Source organism: Deinococcus aerius (assembly GCF_002897375.1).
Classification (GTDB): Bacteria; Deinococcota; Deinococci; order Deinococcales; family Deinococcaceae; genus Deinococcus; species Deinococcus aerius.
Genome location: NZ_BFAG01000001.1, coordinates 510797 through 535828 on the forward strand (window position 1 = coordinate 510797; position 25032 = coordinate 535828).

Consider the following 25032-nt stretch of genomic DNA (forward strand, 5'->3'; position numbering starts at 1 on the left):
CCGCTTTCCGGGCGATGGCTTCGCGCTGCATGGTGACTGGAGCCATTTCTCACCCCGCGCCGAACTGGACGCGCTCGCCGCCCGGCTGCGGGCCGCCTTGCCCTGGCGGTTGGTTGTGGCAGGGGTGGTCGCCCCTCCCTTAGCCCCGCCCGTCCTGCTCCCCCACGCCTGCAACGCGGCCCCTGACCTCCGCCACGAAGCGCACGACCTCGGGGAAGTGGTCCTCGTCGGGCGTTTGCTGCCCGCCCCCGTACCACCAGCCCACGGCCCAGTCGATCAGGGCCTCCCAGCCCGGCAGGAGGGGCCGGACCTCCCGTGCCGCCCGCCTCTTGGACACCTGTTCGCCGTGCAGGGTGGAAGACAGGGCGCGGCAGAGGGTCAGCACGGCGTAGGCCTGCCCGCCCGGGTGGCGCATCTCGGTCACCCATTCTCTCCAGGCCCTCGCGTGCTGGCGAACGGCCCCGACAAACTCCGCCCGCGTGACTTCCGGGAGGACCTGTGCCGGGGGCGGGCCGAGCAGCGCGACCCCGCGCCGCGCCGCTGACCAGTTCAGGAGGTAATGCCGGTTCGCCTCCGTCAGGTGCAACGGTTCCCCCGGGCTGATCCTCGCCATGAGGTGCGGCTGCGTCCTGAAGTCCCGCAGCGCCGCCACCGACACGTACTCGACCTCGATGCGGCCCTGCCAGGTGGGGAAGTCCTCAGCCAGTCGCGCGTGCATCCGCCGCAGCCCCTCGACCTCCCCTTCGTGCAGGTCCGCCGTCAAGGCCGCCAGCAGGTCGAGGTCGCTGCGCCCCGGCTCGAAGTCCCCGGTCACGAGCGAGCCGTGGAGGTACAGGCCGATCAGGGTGTCCCCGAGGCGCTCCCCGATGTCCCGGGTCAGGCGGCCCAGCACCTGGCCGACTTCGGCATTCGGCGGGTAGAACATGACCGGAGTGTAGGGGCAGGTCCTGCCGGGCGAAGGCCCTTCCCCAGCCCAGCTTAGGAGTCCCCCCGTTCGCCCCGCTTCCGCCGCCTGCGGTACGTCAGGAGGTCCGCGTACATCTTCGTCCGCGCCCGCGCCCCCCGCCAGAAGCCGCGCTTGGTCTCCTTAAGGACCTGACGCACCTGGCCCAGTTCCACGTAGTCCCACCGCGCGCCAGTGGTCTTGAGGTGGTGGGTGATGGGCGGCTCCGGCCAGCGTTCCTCGCCCAGATGCGGCACTCCCAGCAGCCAGTCGCGGCGGCAGGCCCGCTGCCCGCTGAGGTGCGGGGTGAGTTTGTTGCCCCAGTCGCTGGCGAAGCTGCCCCCCTCGAACACCCCGATCGCCATGTCCAGCTCGCCCGCCACCACGGGGGCCAGGAGCCGCTCCAGGTGCTCGCGCGTCAGGCCCACCAGATCGGCGTCGAGCATCACCACGTATTCGGCGTCCGTGGCCTCTAGCGCGGCCTTGAGCGCCGGGCCCTTGCCCGCGTTCTCGGTGAGCTCCACGACCCTGGCCCCGGCCTCCCGCGCGGCCCGCGCCGTGCCGTCACTGCTGCCGTCGCTCGCCACGACCACCTCGGGCGTGAGGGTTCGCGCCGCCGCGACCACGCCCCCCACCGTCTCCTCCTCGTTGAAGGCGGGGATCACGACCGCCACGCGCGCCTGTGGGCCTTGCATCGGGGCCTATGGTAAGGCTTTCGGGCTGGGGCCGTCCGTGCCCGGAGGTACGGCGCGACCTGGACCCGCTGCCCAAAGGCCGAACTGAAGTCGGCCGTTGCCGTTTCTTCACCGTCGGGGGTGCGGCGCACGTCCGCTGCCCCTGACCGCCCCGGCACCGTTCGCCCGCATTCTCCTGGAGGCGCGTATGGAGTACCAAGGCACCCGCACGATGCAGGCCAGCCCCGACGAGGTGTTCGCCTTCGTCTCGGACGTTCGCAACCTGCCCCGCTACCTGCCCACCACCCAACGCGCCGAGCCGCAGGACGGCGAGCGCGTCGAGGGCGAGGCCCAGGGGCACCACTACCAGGCGGACGGCCACTTTCACCAGGACCCGCAGAATCGCCGCCTGGAGTGGGGCAGCGACGGTGAGATCAACTACTCCGGCACCCTGGAGGTGAGACCCGGCGGCGACAGCGCCTCCGAGGTGAGGGTGCACCTGCGCTTCGAGCCCGACCCCCAGCGCGCGCCCAACCAGGACATGCCGGGGGAGGCCCCCTCCGACAACCAGATTCAGGAGGGCATCGACAAGGCCCTGGAGTCCATTCAGAACTTCGTCGAAGGCCGCGGCGGCAAGGAGGAGCCCAGCGCGGCGACGTGAACGCAAGGGTCGAGGGGTGCCGACCAGCTCGAGTGGGCACCCCTCTCCTTCCATCTAGAAAAACCGGCTCACATCCCGCACGACCACGAACACCATCAGCAGCATCACGAACGCGAAGCCCGCGACGTTGATCGCCTGCTCCTGCGCCAGCGTCAGGGGACGGCCCCGCAGGGCGCCCACCAGCGTGAGCAGGATGCGCCCGCCGTCCAGCCCCGGAATCGGGATCAGGTTGAAAAAGGCGAGCGACAGGTTGAGCAAGATGGCGACCTGCACGAGCGCCCAGGGGCTCAGCGCGGCGGCGCGGCTCACGACCTCTGCCGTGCCGATGGGACCGCTGACGTTCTGATCCTGCGAGAAGTCCAGGCTGAAAAAGCGGGTGAAGAGCCCCCCGAAGGCGCGCAGAATCTGCGGCACGGCCTCGGCGGTCGTCTGGAGGGAGGTGACGAAGGCGGCGGGAACACTCAGCCGCCGGTAGATGACCTCCGGCCCATATTGAATGCCCAGGCGCTGCTGGACGCCCGCAACCCGCGCCTGCCAGTCAAAGGTGACCTGGCGGGTTGCCCCTTCCCGTTCCACGGTGAAGGTACGCCGCCCGTCCCGGGCCAGCGCGTCCCGCAGACTTTCCCACCCGGGGCGGGTCTGTCCGTTCCGGGTGTAAGTCCTGGGAAGCGGTCGCCCATCGATAGCGGTGATAACGTCGCCCGCACGCAGCCCCAAGTCCTGGGCGCGGGTGCCCGGCAACACGTCAACGATCTGGGCACGGTCCGTGCGGGGCTCCTGGGGCACGCCCTGCGCGCTGAAGTTGACCGTCATCAGCCCTACCGCCAGGACGAGGTTCATCAGCGGCCCGGCGAGCAGCACCGCGATCTTGCCCCAGGTCGGCAGCACGGCGTAGCCGCGGGTGGGCTGGCGGTACGTGCCGCCCGGCCCCTCCTCCGGCGCCATGCCGTCGATCTCCACGTAGCCGCCGATGGGGAGGAGCGAGAGGCGCCACTCGGTCCCCCGCCAGGGCCGCCTGAGCAGCACGGGTCCCATCCCCACGCTGAAGGACTTGACCGCCACCCCCTGCCAGCGGGCCAGCGCGAAGTGCGCGAGTTCGTGCAGGAACGTCGCCACGCCGATGATGAGCAGCGTCCACAGCAGGCCCGCCGGGGTCAGGGCCGCCGCGAGGCTCTGAAAGAAGCTCACGCCCCCACCCCCGCCGTCAGTTCCCGCGCCCGCGCCCTGGCCCAGGCGTCCGTCTCGAACAGGGTCTCCCAGGTCAGCGTCCCGGCGGGCGTCTCGTCCAGCACCCGCTCGATCAGGCGTGGGATGTCGGTGAAGCCGACTCCTCCGCTGAGAAACGCCTCCACCGCCACCTCGTCCGCCGCGTTGAGCGCCGTGGGGAGCAGACCGCCCGCCTCACCCGCCCGGTACGCGAGGGCCAGGCAGGGGAAGCGGACGGGATCGGGCTCGCGGAACTCCCAGTGACCCCGCAGCGGCCAGCCCAGGTGCCCGGCGACCTCCGGCCCGCGCCGCGCGCCGCGCACGTCACCGGGATGACGCATTCCCGTCGGCGCGGCGTCGATGGCGTAGGCGATGGGGAGGCGCATGTCGGTCGGCCCGAACTGCCCCTTCAGGCTGCCGTCCCGGAAGCGCACCGCCGCGTGGACGATGCTCTGCGGGTGGATGACCACCCCGACTTGCGAGAGCGGCAGGCCGTAGAGAGAAGCGCACTCCATGACCTCCAGCCCCTTGTTCATCAGGGTGGCGGAGTCGAGCGTGACCTTGGGACCCATATTCCAGGAGGGGTGCTTGAGGGCCTGCTCGGGCGTGACCGCCGACAGGTCCGCCGGGCCGTCCCGGAAGGGGCCGCCGCTCGCCGTCAGGATGAGTTCGGCCACGTCCCCGAGGTCCTCGCCCGTCAGGCACTGGTACATGCCGGTGTGCTCGGAATCGACGGGCACGACCCGGCCCCCACCAACTGCCGCCGCCTCCCACATCAGGTGCGCGGCGGTGACCATCGCCTCCTTCGTGGCGAGGGCGACCGCGCGCCCGGCCTCCAGCGCGGCCCGGGTGGGCGGCAGACCGATCAGGCCGCTCATCGCATTCACCACCACGTCGGCGGGGAGGGCGGCGACCTCGGAGGGATTGGAGATGACTCTTACATCGGGAAAGCGGGACCGCGCCTCGGTGTACACCTCCTCCGAGACGCTCACCACCTCGGGGCGGAACTCGCGCACCTGCGCCTCCAGCACGTCCAGATTGCGTCCCGCCGCGAGCGCCGCCACCCCCCAGCCCCGCTCCCGCGCCACGCCCAGCGCCTGCGTGCCGATACTGCCCGTACTCCCCAGAACCGTCAGCTTCATTGGGAGACAGGATGGCGCAAGACGGGCGGGGGATGTGGGATGTAGGTCGGAGGTTGTGGGAAAAGAGGCCATTTCCCCCCCCGGCCCGCGGCCCTACCGGCTGAACACGCTGATATTCAGGAACAGGTACGTGGCGGGCACCGCGAACAGCAGGCTGTCCAACCGGTCGAGAAACCCGCCGTGCCCCGGCAGGCTGGTGCCGCTGTCCTTGGTCCTGAGGGCGCGCTTGAGCAGGCTCTCGGCGAGGTCACCGAGCTGCGAGGCGCTGGCGACCAGGATGGAGTACAGCAGGGCTTCGAGCGGGGACCAGATGTGGGTGAACTGCGAGAGCAGCAGCACGATCAGGAAGCTGAAGGCAAAACCCCCGATGGCCCCCTCGACGGTCTTGGCGGGGCTAATCTCCGGGGCGAGCTTGCGCCGACCGAAGAAGTAGCCCCCGAAGTACCCGCCGATGTCGGCGGCGAAGGTGGCGAGCAGCGGCAGCGCGAAGTACAGCAGGCCGTCCCCGGCGTCCGGGGTGTAGCGCAGCATCAGGAAGTAGCCCAGCAGCCACGGGACGTACAGCAGCCCGAACAGCGAGTACACGATGCGCTCGAGCGGACGCTCGCCGGGCCGCATCACCTCCATCACCAGCATGTACCCGACGGCGACCGTCAGGACCGCCTCGCGCCACGAGCCGCCCGGCCAGGGGGTCTGCGGCCACATGGGCAGGCTCGCCACGATGATCGCCGTCCCGAAGACGGCCAGGCTCACGCGCCGCACGTCGATGTCGTTGCGGTCGAGCATGCGGATGTACTCGAAAAGGCCCATCACCGACAGGACCACCAGCGCGGGCAGCAGCGTCACCCACCCGATCCACACGATCACGCTGATGATGGAAAAGCCCACCACCGAGGTGAGGACGCGGCTGCTCAGGGACTCCACGGGCGCCTCCGGCACAGGGTCGTGGATCGTGGGTTGTGGGTTGTAGGGCGGGCGCTTGTCCCGCAACCCACAACCCACAGCCCACACCCGGGGGGCGCAGCCCGCCTCACCCGAGGATTTCCTGCTCCTTCTTGTGGAAGGTCGTGTCGACGCGGGCGATGAACTCGTCGGTGAGTTTTTGCACCTCGGTCTCGCCGCGCTTGATGTCGTCGCTGCTGATGCCCTCGAGCTTCTTGACCTCGTCGAGCGCCTGCTTGCGGATATTGCGGATGGCGATGCGGGCCTCCTCGGCGTAGTTCTTCGCGTTCTTCACGAGGTCCCGTCGCCGCTCTTCCGTCAGCATGGGCAGGCTGATGAAGATGGTGTCCCCCTTGTTGTTAGGGTTCAGGCCCAGGTCGCTGTCGCGGATGGCGCGCTCGATGGGGCCCAGCGCCCCCCGGTCCCAGGGCGTGATGACCAGGGTGCGCGCGTCAGGCGTGGTGATGCTCGCCACCTGGTCGATGGGCATCGTGGAGCCGTAGTAGTCCACCATGACCTTTTTCAGGATGCCGGGGTTGGCGCGGCCCGTCCGCAGCACGCTGAGGTTGTTCTCCAACGCCTCGATGGCCTTGCCCATGCGCTCGCGCGCGTCCGCGTTGATGGCCTTCATGTCCGCCATAGGGAGTCTCCTTCACAGGGAACGAAAGTGAGCCTGATTGTAGCCCGGGACCGAAAGCGGCGGTTCTGGCCTCAACTCTCGATGAGCGTGCCCACCCGCTCACCGCCCAGCAGGCGCCGGAGGTTTCCCTCCTGGAAGAGGTCGAAGACCACCAGCGGCAGGTTCTTCTCCATGCACAGGGTGATGGCCGTCATGTCCATCACCTGGAGGCCCTTGTCGATCACGTCCCGGTGCGTGAGGTGGTCGAAGCGGGTGGCCCCCGGGTTCCTGTGCGGGTCGTCGCTGTACACGCCGTCCACCTTGTTCTTGGCGTACAGCACCACGTCGGCGCCGATCTCCAGGGCGCGCAGCGTCGCCGTGGTGTCGGTGGAGAAGAAGGGGATGCCGTTTCCGCCCCCAAAGACGACGGTGCGGCCCTTTTCCAGGTGGCGAATGGCGCGGCGGCGGATGTAGGGCTCGGCGACCGCGTGCATCTGGATGGCGCTCATGACGCGGGTGTCGCACCCGGCGCGCTCCAGGGCGTCCTGAAGCGCCATCGCGTTCATGACGGTGCCCAGCATGCCGATGTAGTCGGCGGTCGCCGGGTCCATGCCCGCGCCGTTGCGCGCCCCACGCCAGAAGTTGCCGCCACCGATCACGATGGCGAGTTCCACCCCGCTTTCCTCCCGGGCCGCCTTGAGGTCCCGCGCGAGCCGCATGGTCGCCTCGGGCGAGAGGCCGAAGCCGCCGTCACCGGACAGGAATTCGCCGGAAAGTTTGAGCAGGACACGTTTGAACATGAATGTTGACCTCGCAGGGTGGGGGAGAGGGCGGCAAAGCGCCCAGCCGACCGGGAAGGGCCGCTGGGCGCGGGGGAGGCGGGCGGCCCGTGAAAAGGGCGGCCCTTTCGCCGCCCCTTCTGTTCCTGTCTTACGCGCCGACCTCGAAACGCACGAAGCGCTTGATCGTCGCGTTCCCCAGGTACTGCCCCACGGTCACGCTGTTGTCCTTCACGAACCGCTGCTCGGGGAGAACCTTTTCCTCGTAGAACTTGCCGATCTGGCCCGAGACGATCTTGTCCACGATCTGCTGGGGCTTGCCCTCGTTGAGCGCCTTGTTCGTGAGGATCTCGCGCTCCTTCTCGATGTCCGAGGCGTTCACTTCCTCACGGGTCAGGTACTGGGGGCGCTCGGCGGCCACGTGCAGGGCCACGTCCTTCGCCTGCGCCTCGGTCCCGCCCGCGAGGTCCACCAGCACGCCGATCTTGCCGTTGGAGTGCACGTACCCGGCCACCTGCTCGCCCTCGCCCGCCTCGATGTACGCGACGCGGTTCAGGACGAGGTTCTCGCCGATCTTGCCCGCCGCCGCCGCGACCGTGTTCGCCACGGTGTCGCCGTTCACGGTGAAGTTGCGGAACTCCTCCACGTCGTTCGTTCCGGCCTGGAGCGCCGCCTGCGCGAGGCTCTCCACGAGCGCCTGAAAGTCCGAGTTGCGCGCCACGAAGTCCGTCTCGCTGTTCACCTCGACGATGGCGGCCTTGTTGCCGTTCACCACGAAGCGCACCAGGCCCTCCTTGGCCTCGCGGTCGGCCTTCTTGGCGGCCTTCACGATGCCGCGCTCGCGCAGCAGGGCGATCGCCTTGTCCTCGTCGTTGCCCGCGTCGGAGAGGGCCTTTTTCACGTCCATCATGCCCGCGCCGGTCAGCTCGCGCAGCTTCTTGATCGATTCCATCATGGTTGCATACCTCCTGGGGTGGATTGTTGGCCCGAAGAGGGGGCGGACCGAGCCTTTCGCTCCGCGCCGCCCCCGGGAAGAGGTGGTCGGGGCTTAGGAGCGGCCCTGGCTGCTCGTGAGCTGGGTGGTGTCGCCCTCTTCGCCGAGCTCCGCCGCGCCGATCTCGGCGTTGTCCGCCTCCACGCGCGTGTCGCTCACGTCCTCGCCGCCGCCGCGCGCCTCGACCACCAGGTCGCCGATGCGGTGCGTGATGAGCTGGATCGAGCGGATCGCGTCGTCGTTGCCGGGCACGATGTAGTCGATGACATCCGGGTCGGAGTCGGTGTCGGCGAGCGCGATCACGGGGATGCCCAGCTTGTTCGCCTCCTGCACGGCGATGACTTCCTTGGTGGGGTCCACCACGAAGATCGCGTCGGGCAGGCGGGTCATCTTGCGGATGCCGCCCACGAAGCGCAGCAGCCGCTCGCGCTCGGCGCCCAGGGCGATGCGCTCGGCCTTGGGCCGGTCGTTGATGCGGCCCGACTCGAACAGGTCGTCGAGTTCGTTCAGGCGGTCGATGCGGGTGCGCATGGTGCGGAAGTTGGTGAGCATCCCGCCCAGCCAGCGGCTGGTGACAAAGGGCATCCCGGTGCGGCGGGCTTCGAGCTCCACGATCTCCTGGGCCTGCTTCTTGGTGCCCACGAAGAGGATCACGCCGCCGCGCTCGGAGAGGTCCTTGATGTAGTCGAAGGAGCGGTCGATCTGCTTGAGGGTCTTTTGCAGGTCGATGATGAAGATGCCGTTGCGCTCGGCGAAGATGAAGCGCTTGAACTTGGGGTTCCAGCGCTTGGTCTCGTGCCCGAAGTGGACGCCCGCTTCGAGGAGCTGCTTCATGGAGATGTACGACACGGTGACTCCTGAACGTTGGTCGGGAAAAAGTTTGCCGTCCTCGCGCCAGCCGCACGCCCTGTGAGACGCTTCTGCGGCCAGGCCCGCGCGCGACGTTCCAGCACGCGCAGGCAGGGTCACGGGGGCACCCAAACGGGGAGTATAGCAGGTCGGAGGAAGGCGGGGACCGAGCCGCCCGGGCGGGTGAAGCAGGCCAGGCGATTCCTGCCTCATCATTGAGCCCCGGGTGAGAAGTACCTTGAAGTATGAAAAACTTCACAGAAACGGTGGCGCGGGCCGGGCGCCGCCGCTGGCTGTTGGGGGTGGTCGTCCTGGCCGGGCTGGGCGCGTGCGGGTCACCGCCGGACCCGGCGCCCGTCACGCCCTGTGAAGAGTCGGGGTGTCCGGCGCCCGAGCCGCCCCCACCCTGCACGGTGAGCGACACCTGCCCGCCACCGACGGCCGAAGACCCCCTGAAATCCGGCCCCCGGCCACCCGGGAACATCAGCAGGTTCCCGCAAAGCCTCTACCCGGCGGCGGCGGCCACCGCTCCCGCCGCCGGTCCGGCGTTGGATGAGAAGGGCGTTCTGGCCCAGCTCACCGGGTATCTGGACGTGGAATACCCGGACGACCCCCAGGGCAAGCAGGCCATGCTGGAGTTGTTCGGCGCGCCCAGGCTCCGGCAGAAGGTTGCCAATCCAACCCTCAGGGCCAGTCTCGTCGCCTACACGGCCACGGCCCGCGACCTGGGGGTGGCCGATTTCATCCTGAACGCCAAAACGGAGTCCGGCGAGGACAAGGTGCAGGCGGTCGCCTTTCTCAAATTCTCCGGGTCGGAGGATTCCGCCGCCGCGAGGGTGCGCCTGACCACCCGGGGCCAGATGTATATCGATTTCAACGATGTCCGGCGCTTCGAGCATTTCGCGCTGAGCGCCTGTAGCCTGTTCCACGAGGTTCTCCACCAGGACGCGGCGGTGGCGCTGATGGAGGAGGCAACTCTGTACCTTTCCGGGGTGGCCTGTGAGATCAAGGTGCTGGCAAGACACCCGGAGTTGGCGGCCCTCGGCACGCAGGACGCGCGGTTTCTCAATGCCAGAGTGGCCTTCCTGCTGAATAGCCGGGCTCCAGCCAGCGGAAAGATCGACATTTTCGCCGAACAGGGCAAGCAGCTTATGCCGGGAAGCACGGTCCCCAGCACTCAGTGGTGGTCCCATTTCACCCGGTACGTCTACACCATGTTCGCGCCCGAGGACCGGACACCGACACCGGGAAACGACCTGCTCCAGGCCTACTTCCCCGAGTGCGATGCCCGGCAATTCGACATGACCTTCCTCCAGTGTGTGAACGCCCACCTGCCAGTGACGCGGGAGGAGATGCTCGCGGCCATGAACGCCCTGGAACTGAACCTCGGGAAGTAGGGCGCAGGGGCCAGCTCAGCAGAATGGCGAGCGCCTGAACGAAGGCTTTCCGCCTTACCCCGGCCCCAGTTCCGCCGCCGCGATCCGGGCGACCTCCAGCGTGGGGGCGGCGAGGTCGTCCTCCCCGTCCTCCAGGTGCCAGGCCGCCGAGAGGCCCGCGTAGGCGAGGACCCATTGGAGAAGACGGTGCCGCTCAAGGCCTGCCGCCTCCGCCACGACATGAGCCTGCCGCGCGAGGCGTCCGGGCGCGTTGGCGACCTTCAGATCGGGATTGCAGAAGATGTTGGCGTAGTCAAAGCCCCGCTCGCCGATCAGCCCCTTGGGGTCAATCACCAGCCAGCCCCGCTCGCGGCTGTGCAGGACGTTGCCGTGATGGATGTCGCCGTGCAGGGGCCGCACGTCCCGGGGCTCCCGGAGGAGGCTCAGCGCCGTTTCCAGGGCGAGGGGGAGAACCCCTCCGGTCCGGGGCGCCACCTCCTGGAGAGCGGGGAACCACGTTTCCAGCGGCCTCAGGTCCGGCCAGGGCCGAGCCTGCCGTCCGTGCAGCACGGAGGCGGCGTGGCAGAGGATGCGGCTGGCCTCGTCGTCCTGCCCGACATGAACCATGTCTGCAAGGGAGAGGTCACCCTCCACCCGCTCCAGCAGGATGGCCTCCCCGTCATGCCGCAGGACGCGGGCCGCGCCCTCACCGCCCAGCCAGACCATCATCCGGTTGCCGACTCGCTCCTCGTCGCTGCGGGCAACCTTGAGCATGGCCGCCTCGCCCCGAAAGCGCACGGGGAGCAGGTCGCTGCTGTGGGTGTGGATGGGCTCGCCGTCGGGCATGAGGTTCCAGCGGCGGACATAGCTTTCAAGCCCCATGCACCCCAGTCTCCACCCTGGGGCGGTCTCCACCTTTGTCATGAGGCTCACCCTGTTCCCGAGGTGCTAGCCTCCCCCGGACATGGACTGGTTCTACGCCATCATCTACGGGATCGTCGAGGGCATCACCGAATTCCTGCCCGTCAGCTCCACCGGGCACCTGATCGTGGCCGGAAACCTGATGGGCGTGCCGTGGAGCAAGGAGATCAAGGACACCTTCGAGGTCGTCATCCAGGGCGGCGCGATCCTGGCGGTGCTGGCGTACTACTGGCGCGACTTCGTGCAGCAGGGCCGCGACATCGGGCGGGACCAGCCCACCCAGCGGCTGTGGCTGGGCGTGGTCGTGGCCTGCATCCCGGCGGTCATCCTCGGCCTGCTCTTCGGGGACACCATCAAGGCGAACCTCTTCCGGCCCAGCGTGGTCGCCTGGGCGCTCATCGTGGGCGGCGTGCTCATGTGGCTGATTGAGAGCCGCAAAAGCACGCCCACCGTTCACGACATCAAGGGCATCGGAGTGGGGCGCGCCTTCCTGATCGGCGCCGTGCAGTGCCTGGCGATCCTGTGGCCCGGCTTCTCGCGCAGCGCCAGCTCCATCCTGGGCGGCATGGTGATGGGCCTGGACCGCCCGACCGCCACGAAGTTCTCCTTCTATCTGGGCGTGCCCACCCTGGGCGGCGCGGCGCTCCTCGACTTTCTCAAGAGCCTGGACCTGCTGGGGCAGATCGGCCTCGTGAACGTGGTGCTGGGCGCCGTCGTCAGCTTCGTCGTGGCCTACCTCGCTATCGGCTGGCTGCTGAGGTTCGTGTCCACCAACAACTTCAAGGGGTTTGCGGTGTACCGCGTGGTCGTCGGCGTGCTCATCCTGGTGCTCGTGGCGACCGGTCGGCTGACGAACGGGGGGCTGTAGGCGCCGCCTTTTGACACAATAGGGCCGTGTTGACCTGCCCGCCGACCCTGTACCGCCCCTTCCTGAACGGCGTCTACAGCGTGTCGGCGGGCCTCTTCCGTCTGGGGGCACAGCGGGTGCCCTGGGCAGGAGGTGAACCGGTGGAGGCGCACACCTTCGCCCTGGACCGCGAGTACGGGCGATTCGTGGCGAGCAAGGTGGCCGCGCACCGCCGAGCCCTGCACGAGTACGCCGGAGAGGCGGGCCTGACCCCCGAACTCCGCCGGGCGGCCCTGACCTTCATCGCCCGCACCCTCGCCGCCGAGAGTAGCGGGGTGATGACCTGGGATGGCCGGACCTTCTGCAACGCGCTGCTCGGCTGGGCCGCCGACCTCGATCCCCTCTGGGGAGGCGTGGAGGGGCTGGAACGTTTCCCCGCGCCCCTCGCCCACCTCGCCCCGGACGTGACCCCCGTGAACGCGCTCGATTTCCTGGGGCTGAACGCGCCCGAGGACCTCGCGCTGGTCGCCCGTGATCCCCGGAGCGGGCGCGACTGGCTGGCTGCCGTCCACGTGCTCTCGCCCCAACATTGGGACCCGCGGGGCAAGCTGGGCCGGGATTTCGTGGCGGTACATCTCCCCGTGGCGGGGAGCGGGCCGATGAATGCCACGGCGCCCCGGCTGGTGGACGCGGTGATGACCCGCGGGCCCTTCGTCCGCTTCGCCTGGGGAGTGGCGATGAGTGACCGCCTCGACCACCACCCCGCCGCGCCCCCCGACGAGGACCGCGCGACCTCCACCCGCTTCGACCCGGACGGGGCCTTCCTGCGGGTCGAGCGTCAGACGCTGACGGGTTTCCCAGAGGCCCAGGGAGCGCTCTTCACCATCCGGCCCTACACGTACCCGCTGCGCGAGGCCGTGGCGGACCCGAACCACGCCCGCGCGCTCGCCGCCGCCCTGCGAACGATGACCCCCGAGCAGGTGACGTACAAGGGCCTGACCACCCTGTTGCCCGATCTGCTCGCCTGGCTGGACGATCGGGCCGACCGGGAAGGTTAAGGAGGAGTCAGAGGGAGCGCCGTACACTCCTGAACGTGAGCCCGCGCCGCTTCCTGTCCCGCGTCCTGTGTCCGGCCCTGCTGCTGGGCGTGCTGGCCGCCTGTGACACTCCCAGTTCGGGCGACCGGGCGGGGCAGGCGCAGACCCGGACCTCCACGACCGCCCGCGCCACCCGTGATCCCCACAGCGGCCTGCCCTTCATCGCCGCCGCCGACCTCCCCCCCGAGGGGCAGCGCACCCTGCGGCTGATCCGCGCGGGTGGCCCCTTTCCCTACCGCAAGGACGGCAGCACCTTCGGCAACCGGGAAGGCATTCTGCCCAGGCGGTCAAGCGGCGGCTACCGTGAGTACACGGTGCCCACGCCCGGCGAGGGGGACCGGGGGGCGCGGCGCATCGTCTGCGCGGCGGTCAGTCCGCCCGATGCCGAGTGCTACTACAGCGCCGACCACTACGCCTCTTTTCGGAGAATCCGCCCGTGATGAACGTCTTCAGGGAGGCTCCCCAGGGCATCCAGACCGCGCCCCACGATCCCCGCATCATCGCCGCCGGGTATCAGGTCTCGGTGCGCGAGGTTGATCTCTCCCGGGTCCGCGACAAGGAGAGCCTGATGCTCGCCTTCCTGCGCGGCCTGGGCCTGTCCGAGAACTTCGGGCGCAACTGGGACGCCCTGTACGACGTGCTCACCGACCCCGACGCGCGCCCGGCCCGCTTCGCGCTCGTGCTGTGCGACTACGAGCACTTCCGCAGGCGCCACCGCCACCTGGGGGCCGAACTGGAGCGGGTGCTTCTCGACGCCCAACGGGAGGCCGCCGCCCAGGGCCGCTCACTGTGGCTGCTCGCCGAGGAGCGCGAGAGCGACTCCCGGCACTGGTAGCTAGGCGAGTTTGACGACGGCAACGTACGTCATGCACTCGCCCAGCGGGACCTGCGGGTGAAAGATGCCCGCCTGGGGGTCGTAGCTCCCTCCCGGCCATACTTCCCCCAGGTTTAAACCTGTTCCCGTCAGCAGCAGGCGCAGATCGGCGGGGCTGTAGCAGCGCAACGACTGGGTGAAGGGCTCTTCGCCGGGCGGCGCGTAGGTGTCGAGCATCCGGCAGCCGTCCGCGTCGAAGCCGTAGGTCTGGGTGTAGCTCCCGGTGTCGCGTGTGAATTCAGCATGGCGCGCCCAGTACCAGGGTGTATACACGTCCACGTAGGCTGTTCCACCCGGCACGAGCCACCGGGCTATGCGCGAGAGCAGGAAGCGCTGGTCCTCGTCCTCCCCGACGCCGAAGCCGTCCCAGGAGCAGACGGTGTCGAAGGGACCGCCGGGGTCGGCGGTGTAGAAATTCCCGGTCAGTGCGCGGACGTTCGCCCCGTGCTGGGTGGCAAGGTGGCGTGTGTGTTCTCCCGCGCCTGGCCGGAGGTCGAGGGCCGTAACGTCATGCCCGGCGAGCGCCGCCGCGGTGGCGAACTGCCCGCCGCCCGCGCCGAGTTCCAGGAGGGAGCCGGGTCGCCCCCGGTGGGCCGTGACCCGCGCGGCCAGGGCAGTATGAAAGGGGTGGATGGGCACGCTGTAGCAGCCCGTCAAGGCGTCCTGCCGCTCGTAAAAAGAGTGCGACCAATGCATGGGGAAACCTCCAGCGTGAAAGCGTGACGCCGCGCCGTGTCTGGCGGGCGAACGGTTCTGGACTGGGGGCCTAGCGCAACCGCATGTGCAGGGGTCTCCTGGAGATGAGACCACCCTACATGCGCTTGGTGCCTTCCCGCCTCGTCCGCCTGGCCTACCCCTGCTACACTCCCCCGCGATGAGCAGTCCCCTGCGAATCCTCGGCATCGACACCTCCTGCGACGACACGGGGGTGGGCGTGGTGGAACTCGCGCCGGACGGCGGCGTGCGGGTGCTGGCGAACCGGGTGTGGTCCCAGACCGTCCATGCCCAGTACGGCGGCGTGATGCCCGAGATGGCGAGCCGCGAGCATGTGGAGCGCATCGACGCCGTCATGGGAGACGCGCTGGACGAGGCCGGATTGACGGTTTCAGACCTTGGCGCGGTCGCCGCCACCTCCGGCCCTGGCCTCGTCGGCGCCCTGCTCGTCGGCCTGATGTACGGCAAGGGGCTGGCGCAGGCACTAGGGGTGCCCTTCTACGCTGCCCACCACCTGGAGGGTCACATCTTCGCGGCGGCGAGCGAGGCGGACCTGACGGCCCCCTACCTCGCGCTCGTGGTGAGCGGCGGGCATACCCACCTCTTCGACGTGCCGCGAGAGGGCGAGTACGTCCTCGTCGGCGCCACCCGGGACGACGCGGCGGGCGAGGCGTTCGACAAGATCGCCCGGCTGGCGGGGCTGGGGTATCCCGGCGGTCCGGCGATCAGCGAGGCGGCGCTGCGAGGCGACCCGGACGCCGTGGGGTTCAAGGAGCCGCTCCAGGGGCAGAAGGGCTTCGACTTCTCCTTCAGCGGCCTGAAGACGGCGGCGCTCCTCGCCCATAAGGCTGGGGCGAAGCCGGAAGACCTGGCGGCGGGGTTCGAGCGGGCAGCCGTGCGCTTTCTGGTCAAAACGACGCTGCGGGCCGCCGAGGCGTACGGGCGGGACACCATTGTCGTCTCGGGCGGCGTGGCGGCGAACCGGGCATTACGAGAGGCTTTCGCGGCGAGTAGCGTGAGAACGGTGTTCCCCGGCAAGGGCCTGAACACCGACAACGGCGCGATGATCGCGCTGGCGGGGGCGGCGGCGATTCGGGCGGGACGTGCCCCGAGCCCTCTGAGTGAGAGCGCGGTGGCGTATGCGCCGCTGGCGAACGCCTGAGGCTCGGGCCTCCCAGGGGTTGAAAAAGGGAACGCCAAGGGCACGAAAATCGGCGGTATTGCGGGTAACGACCGTGAAGCCGTGCTGTGCAGCGGTGGCGGCGATCAGGGTATCTCCCCATTGAGGGGGAACCCCCTTTCCCTCCTGCTCATCCAGCATTCGCCCCCAGCGTCTGGCGATGGGAGGCGTGATGTCCAGAATGCGTCCTCGAAAACGTGGGAGGAGGGCGAGTGTGAGCCAGGCCGCCAGCTCCCGGCTCCGTCGGGTGCTTCCGCCCGCCCGCCGTTCCAGCTTGGCAATGCCACGCTCGATCTCTCCCAGCGAAATAACGCTGAGGAAGGCCAACTCCACTGGAGTCTCCCGCATCCAGGTCAGGGCCGCGGAGTTCGGTTCGCGGTTCATCTCTTCGCTGATGACGTTTGTATCCAGAAGGTACAAGAGACTACTCCAGGTCGTCCGGGTCGAACTCGAAGTGGTCGTTGCGCCAGGCATCGGCCTTCCGGTCAATGACCAGTTCCTCCTCGGCTGTCTCCGCTTTCGGAGCGTCTCTGAGTGCTTCCCAGATCGTCATTCCCGTTCCGTTTTGGTCGGGGGCAGTTTTGACCCCTTGAATATGGAGGCTAGGCTTGCCATCGCGCAGGATGACGATGGTTTCCCCCGCCTCTGCCTCACGCAGGAGTTGCGGCATCTGCGCCGCGAATTCCTCGAAATCGACGATCCTGGTCATGGTGCCCCTCCCCGCTCGCTTCTCTCCGGCCAGTGTACCCGCTCCAGTCCTGAGCCTCCCGGGCTCAACTTCCTTACACCAGCCTCACTGAAATTGTTAGGCGGGCGTCAGGCTGGCCGCGCTATACTCCGGTGTCATGTTCCGTGTCCTGAACAAAGTGTTCGATAACAACCAGCGCGACGTGGCGCGCATCGTGAAAACGGTGGTGCAGCCGGTGAACGCGCTGGAAGAAGAGATGATGAGAGTCGAGAACCTCGCCGAGGAGTTCATGCGGCTGCGAAAGCGGGTGCAGGAGGGCGGCGAGTCCCTCGACGACGTGCTTGTGCCCGCCTTCGCCCTGATCCGCGAGGCGGGGCGCCGCTCCATCGGCAAGCGGCACTACGACGTGCAGCTTATCGGCGGCGTGGCGCTGCACCAGGGCCGAATCGCCGAGATGCGAACCGGCGAGGGCAAGACGCTCGTGGCGACGCTCGCGCTCGCGCTCAACGCCCTGGAGGGCAAGGGGACCCACCTCGTCACCGTCAACGACTACCTCGCCCGCGTCGGCGCGGAGGAGATGGGCCTGCTCTACCGCACGCTGGGCCTGACCGTGGGCCTCGCCAGCCGTGACCTCCAGCCGCACCAGCGCCAGGCCGCCTACGCCTGCGACATCACGTACGTCACCAACTCGGAACTCGGCTTCGACTACCTGCGCGACAACATGGCGCAGAGCCGCGAACAGCTCGTGCTGCGGGCCGACACGCCGCTGAACTTCGCCATCGTGGACGAGGTCGATTCCATCCTGATCGACGAGGCGCGCACGCCGCTCATCATCTCGGGGGCCGCCGAGAAGGCCACCGACCTCTACTACGTCTACGCCAAGCTGATCCGCCGCCTGCAACGCGGCGAACCCGCCGAACCCGGCAAGCGCGCCGAGCCGACGGGCGACTACACCATCGACGAGAAGGGCAAGCAGGTTCACCTCACCGAGCAGGGGATCAGCAAGATCGAGCGGCTGCTCTCGCTCTCGGACCTCTACAGCCCCGAGAACATGGACAAGGCACACATGATCACCCAGGCGATCCGCGCCCGCGAGCTGTACCACCGCGAGAAGGACTACATCGTGAACGCCGAGGGCGAGGTCATCATCATCGACGAGTTCACGGGCCGCTCGATGCCGGGCCGCCGCTACGGCGAGGGGCTGCACCAGGCCATTGAGGCGAAGGAAGGCGTCAAGATCGAGAACGAGAACCAGACGCTCGCCACGATCACCTACCAGAACTTCTTCCGCCTGTACACCAAGTTCGCGGGCATGACCGGCACCGCCAAGACCGAGGAGAAGGAGTTCCTCGACATCTACGGCTCGGACGTGCTGGTGATTCCCACCAACCGTCCCATCATTCGCCAGGACGCCGACGACCTCGTGTACCGCACGCGGATGGGCAAGTACCAGGCCGTCGTGCAGGAAGTCAAGGAGATGCAGGCGACCGGCCGCCCAATCCTGATCGGCACGGCGAGCATCGACACCAGCGAGCAACTCAGCGCCCTGCTCACCGAGGCGGGCATCAAACACAGCGTCCTGAACGCCAAGTACGAGGCGCAGGAGGCGAGCATCATCGCGCAGGCGGGCCGCAGCGGCACCGTCACCATCGCCACCAACATGGCGGGGCGCGGCACCGACATCATGCTGGGCGGCAACGCGGAATTCATCCTGGGCGAGTCCATCGAGCAGAACTTCGGGATCAGCCGCTTCGCCCCGGAGGCCGAGGCCTTCATCAAGGCGATCAGCCGCGAGGACCCGGGGGCCGAGGCGCTGGGGATGCAGATTCCCGGCATGACCCGCGACTTCATCCATCAGGCTCAGCAGCTCCAGAAGGACATCGTCGCCGACCGCGCCCGGGTGCAGGAACTCGGCGGCCTCCACATCATCGGCACCGAGCGCCACGAGTCGCGCCGGATCGACAACCAGCTCCGGGGCCGCGCGGGCCGTCAGGGTGACCCCGGGAGCAGCCGCTTCTACGTCTCGTTCGAGGACGACCTGATGCGCCTCTTTGCCAACGAGCGCGTGGTGGCGATGATGGACCGCCTCGGAATGGACGACTCGCAGCCCATCGAGGCGAAGATGGTCACCGGGGCCATCGAGCGCGCGCAGGCCCGCGTCGAGGACCGCAACTTCGGCATCCGCAAGCAGCTCCTCGAATTCGACAACGTGATGAGCAAGCAGCGCGACACGATCTACGCCCAGCGCCGCGAGGTGCTGCTCGGCGCCGACGAGGACGTGGAGGAGTCGACCGAGGGCATGATCGCCGACTTCACCGAGATGCAGCTCGCGTACTACGCGCCCATCGACCAGGCCCCCGAGACCTGGGACCTGGAGACGCTGCGAACGAATATGCTCGACGCCATCCCCCAGCTCGAACCCTACGACTTCGAGGCCCTGCGCGGCATGAACCCCGCCGATGCCCACGCCCACCTGCTCACGGCGGTGGCCGACGCCTTCGACGCGCGCAAGGACGAACTCAGCCCCACCATGCTCAACAGCCTGTCACGCTACGTGCTGCTTCAGGTCGTGGACCAACACTGGAAGGAGCACCTGCACGGCATGGACGTGCTGCGGCAGGGCATCGGCCTGCGCGGGTACGGCCAGCGCGACCCCTTCACCGAGTACAAGTTCGAGGCGACGAACATGTTCAACGACATGATCGACAACATCAAGGGCGAGGTGACGAAGTTCATCTTCCGCATGCAGTTCGGCGCGGCGGCCTGAGCACCGAGCGGTGGGGGAGGGGCGCGGGCGTGGGGCTCGCGCCCCTTCTGCTGCCGGGAGGATGCTCGGGCCGGGGGAGGTCGTCCATCTGCCCCTCGCCCCGGCCCTGTTCAGCCCACCCGCAGGCTCACTTCTCCCGGACGTGGTAAACTTCACCCGTCAGCCAAGCGTCAGCGTACACCCCGGGTTTCTCGTTCTCGTACCCCGGTTGCCCGACCTCCCCATACAAGGGGCACATTCACGGGCAAGAGCAGGGGCGAAAGGTAGGCCACTCATGGCGGAAGTCGTTCTGGAGCACATCAACAAGCGTTACGGCACCAAGCACCACGCGGTGAAGGACTTCAACCTTCACATCGCGGACCGCGAGTTCATGGTGTTCGTCGGGCCGTCGGGCTGCGGCAAGAGCACCACGCTGCGCATGATTGCGGGGTTGGAGGACATCAGCGACGGCGTGCTGCGCATCGGCGACCGCGTCGTGAACGACGTGCCGCCCAAGGACCGCGACATCGCCATGGTTTTCCAGAACTACGCGCTGTACCCGCACATGAACGTCTACGAGAACATGGCCTTCGGCCTGAAGCTCCGCAAGACGCCCAAGGAGGAGATCGACAAGCGCGTGCGCGACGCGGCCCGCATCCTCCAGATCGAGCACCTGCTGGGCCGCAAGCCCAAGGAACTCTCCGGCGGTCAGCGCCAGCGCGTGGCGATGGGCCGCGCCATCGTGCGCGAGCCCAAGGTCTTCCTGATGGACGAGCCGCTCTCCAACCTCGACGCCAAGCTGCGCGTCGAGATGCGCGCGCAGATCTCGCAGCTTCACCGCCGACTGGGCGCCACGATCATCTACGTGACCCACGATCAGGTCGAGGCGATGACGCTCGGGAACCGGATCGTCGTGATGCGCGACGGCGTGATCATGCAGGTGGACACGCCCATGAACCTCTACGACTTCCCGCAGAACAAGTTCGTGGCGGGCTTTATCGGCAGCCCCTCCATGAACTTCCTGTCGGCGAAGGTCCAGAACGGCGAGTTCGTGGTGGGTGACAGCCGCATTGCCCCGATGGGCCGCCTGGCGCAGAGCCTGCGCGCCTACGAGGGCAAGGACGTGTACATGGGCATCCGCCCCGAGCATGTCGGCGTGATCGGCCACGGCCAGACGGACATTCCGCAGGGCAGCAACGTGCTGCGCGGCAAGGTCGTGGTCGTCGAGCCGCTCGGCGCCCAGACCGACCTGCTGATCGATGTGGCGGGTCAGACCGTGGTGGTGAAGCTCGAAGGTCAGGCCCTGCTGGAGCCGGGCGACGACGCCGAGCTGCTGATCGACCAGACCCGGCTGCACGCCTTCGACCACGCCAGCGAGGAGGCCATCGACCGCGGCACGCCGACCGGCACGCGCGGCCAGGCCGACACGCTGGGCCTGGGCTACGAGTACCCGGGCCGGGCCTCCGCCGCACAGGTCCCGCAGGCTGCGATGGGGACGACTGGTACGACCACCGCGAACGTGAACACGACCCCGGGCTCGGTCACGGTCATCTCGGCTGACGACTAAGGGCCGTTCCGCCCGCGCCGTCTCCCTCATGGGGGCGGCGCGTTCTCGTGGATGCCCCCCCGATGTCCTCATCCTCTCCTCCTTTACCGGACCTTTACGTGACGCTAGAGTGGCCCATCACCCCATCCCGCCGCCTCCACCCCCAGTCGGAGGGCCGGAAGTCCATCCCCGGAGGAACACGCATGAAAAAAACCCTGCTGACCCTGACCACCCTCGCCCTGCTCGCCAGCGTTGCCGAAGCCCGCACCTGGGCCGACATCAAGAGCAGCGGCACGATCAAGATCGCCACCGAGGGGGCCTTTCCGCCCTTCAACCTGCTCAAGGGCAAGGAGCTGACGGGCTTCGAGGTGGACCTCGCCAACGCGCTCGCCAAGGGGATGGGCCTGAAGGTGCAGTGGGTCACCCAGCCCTTCGAGAACCTCTTGATCGGGCTGAACCAGGACCGCTACGACTTCGTGATCGCCAGCCACGGCATCACGCCCGAGCGGCTGAGGGCCGTGGACTTCACCAACCCGCACTACTGCACGGGCGGGGCCATCGTCTCGCGGGTGGGCGGGCCCAAGACGGCCGCCGACCTCAAGGGCAAGACGGTCGCCGTGCAGGTCGGCACCACGTACCTCCAGAACGTGAGCAAGGTGCCCGGCGTGGGTTCGGTCAAGACCTTCCCCAAGGACACCGACGCGCAGGCCGCGCTGATGGCGGGCCGGGTGGACTCGTGGGTGGGCGACAAGTTCACGGGGCTCGACCTCGTGAAGGCGCAGAAGGGCAAGCTCGTGCAGGGTGCCCTCCTCTTCAACGAGCGCATCGGCATGGCGGTCAAGAAGGGCAACTCCAGCCTGCTCAAGGAGCTGAACTCGGCCCTCGCCAAGGCGATGCAGGACGGCACCTACGCCAAGATCAGCGGCGAGTATTTCGGCCAGGACATCCGCTGCCGCTGAGGTGGGGCCAGGGAGGGGGGAGGCGAGCGGGACCGGCCTCCCCCTCCGCCGTTTTCCCTGCCTGGACGCGGTCTATCCTCGAGGAGTCTTCTGTGCCATCATCGGCAAAATGAAAACTGAGCCTAGCTTACAGTTCAGGGTCACGTCCCGGAGGGTGGCGTGACGGTCCCGAAGGTCGCGCCGCGTCAGCCGCTGGGAGGTCTTGCCCTGCTGGGCTGGTTGGTGGGCGCCGCCGCCGCGTTCTTCCTGCTGTTCCTCCTGATCACGCTCATTCTGCGCCGGATTCCCGACCCCATCGGCCCCCGCGCGGACCTGTTCGTGCAGGGCGCGCAGATGACCCTCCAGCTCACGCTGGTGAGCGGCCTGATCGGCCTGGTCGTCGGGATCGTGGCGGGCATCATGCGGACGAGCGCCCTGTGGATCGTGCGGGCCCCGGCGGGGCTCTTCATCTGGCTGATTCGCGGCACGCCGCTGCTCGTGCAGATCCTGTTCGTGTACAACGCCCTGCCGCCCCTCCTGCAAGGAATCGGGATCAAGGCGGAGCTGAACGAGTTCTGGTCGGCGGTGATCGCCCTGGCCCTGAACGTCGGCGCCTACAACGCCGAGGTGATCCGGGCAGGCATCCTCGCCATTCCGCGCGGGCAGACCGAGGCGGCGCGCAGCCTGGGCCTGAGCGGCGGGCAGACCATGCAGACGGTCGTGCTGCCGCAGGCCCTGCGGATCGTCGTGCCGCCCCTGGTGAACAACGTGGTCGCGCTGCTCAAGGACTCCTCGCTCGCCTCCTCCATCGCCCTGCTGGAACTGACGCTCGCGGGCTCGCGCGTCTCCAGCGAAACCTTCCAGCCCATCCCCGTCCTCACGACCGTCGCCGCCGTCTACCTGGCCCTGACCACCGTGATGACCCTCTTCACCGACCAGCTTGAGCGGCGGGTGAAGATCGCCACGCGCTAAGCAGTCGGCGGTCAGCCATCGGCAAGAAGAGCCCCCCGGCTGGAGTGGACCGGGGGTTTTGCTGATCGCTGATGCCTGACCGCTGATCGCTCCTACACCGCAGGCACCGCGGGTGGTCCGCTCCGGCTCCCCGCCTTCTGCCAGAAGTACACCACGGCGATGAGGCCCAGCGCGGCGAGGTTCCAGAGGATGTGGGTGGGGATGATCAGGATGAACGACGCGACGAGCAGCAGCAGCGTTTGGAGCAGGTTGGTCCGGCGGTGCAGGAAGCGCAGGGTGGCGGCGCTGAAGGCCACCAGGCCGATAAAGGCGAAGAGGATCATCGGGACCGCCTCGGCCCAGGGCAGGCCGCCCAGCCGCCCATTGGCAATGAGCAGCAGCGACGGGTTGAAGAACATCATGTAGGCGAGCAGGGCCGTTCGCAGCTCGTACTGAAAGGCCTGCACGCCCGTTGCCACCGGGTTGCCCCCCGAGATCGCCGAGGCGGCGAAGGCGGCCAGCGCGACGGGCGGCGTGGAGTCGGCCATGATGCCGAAGTAGAAGACGAACATGTGGACCGGGAGCATCTGCGCCGGGTTGCCCGTGTCCAGACCCGCGATCTTGGCGATGATGGGCACGATCAGGGCGCTCATCAGGATGTAGTTCGCGGTGGTGGGCAGGCCCATCCCCAGGATCAGGGCGATGAGCTGGGCCATGAACAGCACGATCAGGATTCCACCGAAGGCGGCGACCGAGGCCGCGTTCACGCCGGGAAGCAGCCCCGCCAGCCCCGTCAGCAGGTCACGGAACCCATTGCTCACGATCTGCACGATGTCCGCCAGCCCGAAGCCCAGCCCGGTGATCGTCACGATGCCGACGATGATCCCGGCGGCGGCGGTGGCGATGGCAATGCCGATCATACTTCTGGCCCCGGCCTCGAACGCCTCCACCAGCATCCGCCCGCCGTCAATCAATCCGCGCCCGGTGCCCCGCCCGTCCCGGCCCGCCCGCCACGCCTCCTGCACGAACATCATCCCGATCATCAGGAAGATGGTGTTCAGCGCCACTCGCTCCGGGGTGGCGTCGGGGTGGAGGGTCAGCGTGCCAATCAGGTACCCCAGCGGGATGAGGTAGTACCAGCCCGAGAGCAGCGTCCGGCGCACACTGGGCAGTTCGCTCCGGGGCAGGCCGCGCAGCCCGAGTTTCAGCGCCTCGATATGCGTGACGACGAGCAGCGCCGAGTAGCACAGGAAGGCGGGAATCGCCGCCGCCAGGATCAGGGAGCGGTACTCGATGTTCAGGTTCTGCGCCATGATGAAGGCCGCCGCGCCCATCACCGGGGGCATCAGTTGGCCGTTGGAACTGCTCGCCACCTCGATGGCCCCGGCCTTTTCCGCCGAGTACCCCACCCGCTTCATGGTGCCGATAGTGATGTTGCCGCCCGTCACCACGTTCGACACCGCCGACCCGCTGATGATGCCGTTCAGGGCGCTGGAGAGGACGCTCGCCTTGGCGGGGCCGCCCCGGAAGGCGCCCAGCAGGCCCTGCGCCACGTTCATGAACCACTCGCCCGCGCCCAGCTTGTCGAAGATCGCCCCGAACAGCACGAACAGGAAGACGATCTGCGCGGAGACGCCGATGGCGGTGCCGAAGATGCCCTCGGTGTTGGCGAAGAGCTGCCCCACAACCTGCGGCCAGGTCTGCCCGGCATGAAGCTGGAGTTGTGGCCCCAGGTCCCCCCGGATCAGGCCGCGCGGCCCGGTGAGGGCATAGAGCATGAACACCAGCGCCACGATGGGCATCGCTATCCCGATGGTGCGCCACGCGGCCAGCAGCAGCAGCACGACCATCGCGCTCCCGACCCACACGTCCGTCTGGGTCAGCACGCCGCCCTGAACATTGGCGATGGTGGGGTACTGGGTGATGAGGTAGACCGCCGTGCCCACCGCCACGGTGCCCAGAATCCAGTCGAGCCACGGCACCCGCGTCTCGGGCTGCCCTGGCCGTTTGCGAAAGGGAAACACCAGATAGGCGAGCGCGAAGGCGAAGGCCAGGTGTGTGGCGCGCAGCAGCAGCGTGTCGATGGTGCCCACCTGCGCGGCGTACATCTGAAACAGGCACCAGGCGATGGCGATGGCGGTCACCAGCCAGCGGGGAAAGCCGGACAGCTTGCGACCCCCGGTTTCGGCCGCCTCCACCATCTCCAGGGCGCGCCGCTCGCCCTCGGTCATGCCGGTGTGGTCCAGGGCGGGGTCGCTGGAAACCGGTCTCGTCGGATCACTCATAGCTTGCTCATCCCTCCTCGAACAGAGGGGGCCAGCCGCAGGATGTGGGCGGCTGGCCCC

Annotated in this window: 24 protein-coding genes and 1 pseudogene; 11 read left to right on the forward strand and 14 right to left on the reverse strand. The window is 68.3% G+C overall.

Annotation, left to right across the window (positions count from 1 at the left end; translation table 11 throughout):
* Positions 1-139 precede the first annotated feature (139 nt).
* Together DAERI_RS02370 and DAERI_RS02375 are read right to left on the reverse strand one after the other, a co-directional pair.
* Positions 140-925, reverse strand: coding sequence for an aminoglycoside adenylyltransferase domain-containing protein (locus DAERI_RS02370; protein WP_235610191.1), 786 nt, complete (start codon positions 923-925; stop codon positions 140-142).
* Positions 926-978: 53 nt separating this feature from the next.
* Positions 979-1638 (reverse strand): glycosyltransferase family 2 protein, encoded by a 660-nt coding sequence (locus DAERI_RS02375; protein ID WP_103127849.1) that lies wholly within the window; start codon positions 1636-1638, stop codon positions 979-981.
* Between the two features lie 187 nt (positions 1639-1825).
* Here DAERI_RS02375 and DAERI_RS02380 point away from each other — a divergent pair, with 187 nt between their 5' ends.
* Positions 1826-2278: an SRPBCC family protein gene (locus DAERI_RS02380; RefSeq protein WP_103127850.1), complete on the forward strand. Its 453-nt coding sequence runs from the start codon at positions 1826-1828 to the stop codon at positions 2276-2278.
* A 54-nt stretch (positions 2279-2332) separates the two neighbouring features.
* Here DAERI_RS02380 and DAERI_RS02385 read toward each other — a convergent pair whose 3' ends face one another.
* The 7 genes from DAERI_RS02385 to rpsB form a co-directional block, all read right to left on the reverse strand.
* Positions 2333-3466: a M50 family metallopeptidase gene (locus DAERI_RS02385; protein WP_103127851.1), complete on the reverse strand. Its 1134-nt coding sequence runs from the start codon at positions 3464-3466 to the stop codon at positions 2333-2335.
* Positions 3463-4626: a 1-deoxy-D-xylulose-5-phosphate reductoisomerase gene (gene dxr, locus DAERI_RS02390; RefSeq protein ID WP_103127852.1), complete on the reverse strand. Its 1164-nt coding sequence runs from the start codon at positions 4624-4626 to the stop codon at positions 3463-3465. The genes DAERI_RS02385 and dxr overlap by 4 nt, the downstream gene beginning before the upstream one ends.
* A gap of 93 nt (positions 4627-4719) precedes the next feature.
* Positions 4720-5550, reverse strand: coding sequence for a phosphatidate cytidylyltransferase (locus tag DAERI_RS02395; RefSeq protein WP_165794037.1), 831 nt, complete (start codon positions 5548-5550; stop codon positions 4720-4722).
* A 106-nt stretch (positions 5551-5656) separates the two neighbouring features.
* Positions 5657-6208, reverse strand: a complete 552-nt coding sequence (gene frr / locus DAERI_RS02400) for a ribosome recycling factor (protein WP_103127853.1) — start codon at positions 6206-6208, stop codon at positions 5657-5659.
* Between the two features lie 71 nt (positions 6209-6279).
* Positions 6280-6987: a UMP kinase gene (gene pyrH / locus DAERI_RS02405; protein WP_103127854.1), complete on the reverse strand. Its 708-nt coding sequence runs from the start codon at positions 6985-6987 to the stop codon at positions 6280-6282.
* Positions 6988-7117: 130 nt separating this feature from the next.
* Positions 7118-7921 carry a translation elongation factor Ts gene (tsf, locus tag DAERI_RS02410; protein WP_103127855.1) on the reverse strand — a complete coding sequence of 268 codons (804 nt, stop codon included), beginning with the start codon at positions 7919-7921 and terminating at the stop codon, positions 7118-7120.
* Positions 7922-8014: 93 nt separating this feature from the next.
* Complete coding sequence (rpsB, locus tag DAERI_RS02415) at positions 8015-8809, reverse strand: 30S ribosomal protein S2 (RefSeq protein WP_103127856.1); 795 nt, start codon at positions 8807-8809, stop codon at positions 8015-8017.
* A 245-nt stretch (positions 8810-9054) separates the two neighbouring features.
* Here rpsB and DAERI_RS02420 point away from each other — a divergent pair, with 245 nt between their 5' ends.
* On the forward strand, positions 9055-10206 hold the full coding sequence (locus tag DAERI_RS02420) for a hypothetical protein (RefSeq protein WP_133161945.1): 1152 nt from the start codon (positions 9055-9057) through the stop codon (positions 10204-10206).
* Between the two features lie 54 nt (positions 10207-10260).
* Here the strand turns inward: DAERI_RS02420 and DAERI_RS02425 are convergent, their stop codons facing one another.
* Positions 10261-11067 carry an aminoglycoside phosphotransferase family protein gene (locus tag DAERI_RS02425; RefSeq protein WP_103127858.1) on the reverse strand — a complete coding sequence of 269 codons (807 nt, stop codon included), beginning with the start codon at positions 11065-11067 and terminating at the stop codon, positions 10261-10263.
* 82 nt (positions 11068-11149) lie between these two features.
* Between DAERI_RS02425 and DAERI_RS02430 the strand changes: the two genes are divergently transcribed.
* The 4 genes from DAERI_RS02430 to DAERI_RS02445 are packed head-to-tail and all read left to right on the forward strand — an operon-like array spanning position 11150 to position 13885.
* Positions 11150-11974, forward strand: a complete 825-nt coding sequence (locus tag DAERI_RS02430; RefSeq protein ID WP_103127859.1) for an undecaprenyl-diphosphate phosphatase — start codon at positions 11150-11152, stop codon at positions 11972-11974.
* Positions 11975-12000: 26 nt separating this feature from the next.
* Positions 12001-13011: a heme-dependent oxidative N-demethylase subunit alpha family protein gene (locus DAERI_RS02435; RefSeq protein ID WP_103127860.1), complete on the forward strand. Its 1011-nt coding sequence runs from the start codon at positions 12001-12003 to the stop codon at positions 13009-13011.
* A gap of 35 nt (positions 13012-13046) precedes the next feature.
* Positions 13047-13490, forward strand: a complete 444-nt coding sequence (locus DAERI_RS02440; protein WP_103127861.1) for a guanyl-specific ribonuclease — start codon at positions 13047-13049, stop codon at positions 13488-13490.
* On the forward strand, positions 13490-13885 hold the full coding sequence (locus DAERI_RS02445; RefSeq protein ID WP_439952244.1) for a barstar family protein: 396 nt from the start codon (positions 13490-13492) through the stop codon (positions 13883-13885). Before DAERI_RS02440 ends, DAERI_RS02445 begins: the two co-directional genes overlap by 1 nt.
* Here DAERI_RS02445 and DAERI_RS02450 read toward each other — a convergent pair whose 3' ends face one another.
* Positions 13886-14620: a class I SAM-dependent methyltransferase gene (locus DAERI_RS02450; RefSeq protein ID WP_103127863.1), complete on the reverse strand. Its 735-nt coding sequence runs from the start codon at positions 14618-14620 to the stop codon at positions 13886-13888.
* Positions 14621-14798: 178 nt separating this feature from the next.
* Here DAERI_RS02450 and tsaD point away from each other — a divergent pair, with 178 nt between their 5' ends.
* Complete coding sequence (gene tsaD, locus DAERI_RS02455; protein WP_103127864.1) at positions 14799-15800, forward strand: tRNA (adenosine(37)-N6)-threonylcarbamoyltransferase complex transferase subunit TsaD; 1002 nt, start codon at positions 14799-14801, stop codon at positions 15798-15800.
* A 51-nt stretch (positions 15801-15851) separates the two neighbouring features.
* On the opposite strand, the pseudogene DAERI_RS23255 reads toward tsaD, so the two are convergent.
* Positions 15852-16292: pseudogene (locus DAERI_RS23255) on the reverse strand (type II toxin-antitoxin system VapC family toxin); the annotation flags it as partial.
* The gene (locus tag DAERI_RS02465; RefSeq protein WP_103127865.1) at positions 16243-16527 is read right to left on the reverse strand and encodes a type II toxin-antitoxin system Phd/YefM family antitoxin; all 285 of its coding nucleotides are present in this window, start codon (positions 16525-16527) and stop codon (positions 16243-16245) included. The pseudogene DAERI_RS23255 and the gene DAERI_RS02465, both read right to left, overlap by 50 nt.
* A gap of 136 nt (positions 16528-16663) precedes the next feature.
* Here DAERI_RS02465 and secA point away from each other — a divergent pair, with 136 nt between their 5' ends.
* The 4 genes from secA (at position 16664) to DAERI_RS02485 (ending at position 22708) form a co-directional block, all read left to right on the forward strand.
* On the forward strand, positions 16664-19273 hold the full coding sequence (secA, locus tag DAERI_RS02470; protein WP_103127866.1) for a preprotein translocase subunit SecA: 2610 nt from the start codon (positions 16664-16666) through the stop codon (positions 19271-19273).
* 274 nt (positions 19274-19547) lie between these two features.
* A complete protein-coding gene (locus tag DAERI_RS02475) occupies positions 19548-20819 on the forward strand; it encodes an ABC transporter ATP-binding protein (RefSeq protein ID WP_103127867.1) in 1272 nt (423 codons plus the stop codon).
* 182 nt (positions 20820-21001) lie between these two features.
* Positions 21002-21757 (forward strand): ABC transporter substrate-binding protein, encoded by a 756-nt coding sequence (locus DAERI_RS02480; protein ID WP_103127868.1) that lies wholly within the window; start codon positions 21002-21004, stop codon positions 21755-21757.
* 159 nt (positions 21758-21916) lie between these two features.
* Positions 21917-22708 carry an amino acid ABC transporter permease gene (locus DAERI_RS02485; RefSeq protein WP_103127869.1) on the forward strand — a complete coding sequence of 264 codons (792 nt, stop codon included), beginning with the start codon at positions 21917-21919 and terminating at the stop codon, positions 22706-22708.
* 92 nt (positions 22709-22800) lie between these two features.
* Here DAERI_RS02485 and DAERI_RS02490 read toward each other — a convergent pair whose 3' ends face one another.
* Positions 22801-24972: a TRAP transporter permease gene (locus DAERI_RS02490; protein WP_201262700.1), complete on the reverse strand. Its 2172-nt coding sequence runs from the start codon at positions 24970-24972 to the stop codon at positions 22801-22803.
* Positions 24973-25032 lie beyond the last annotated feature (60 nt).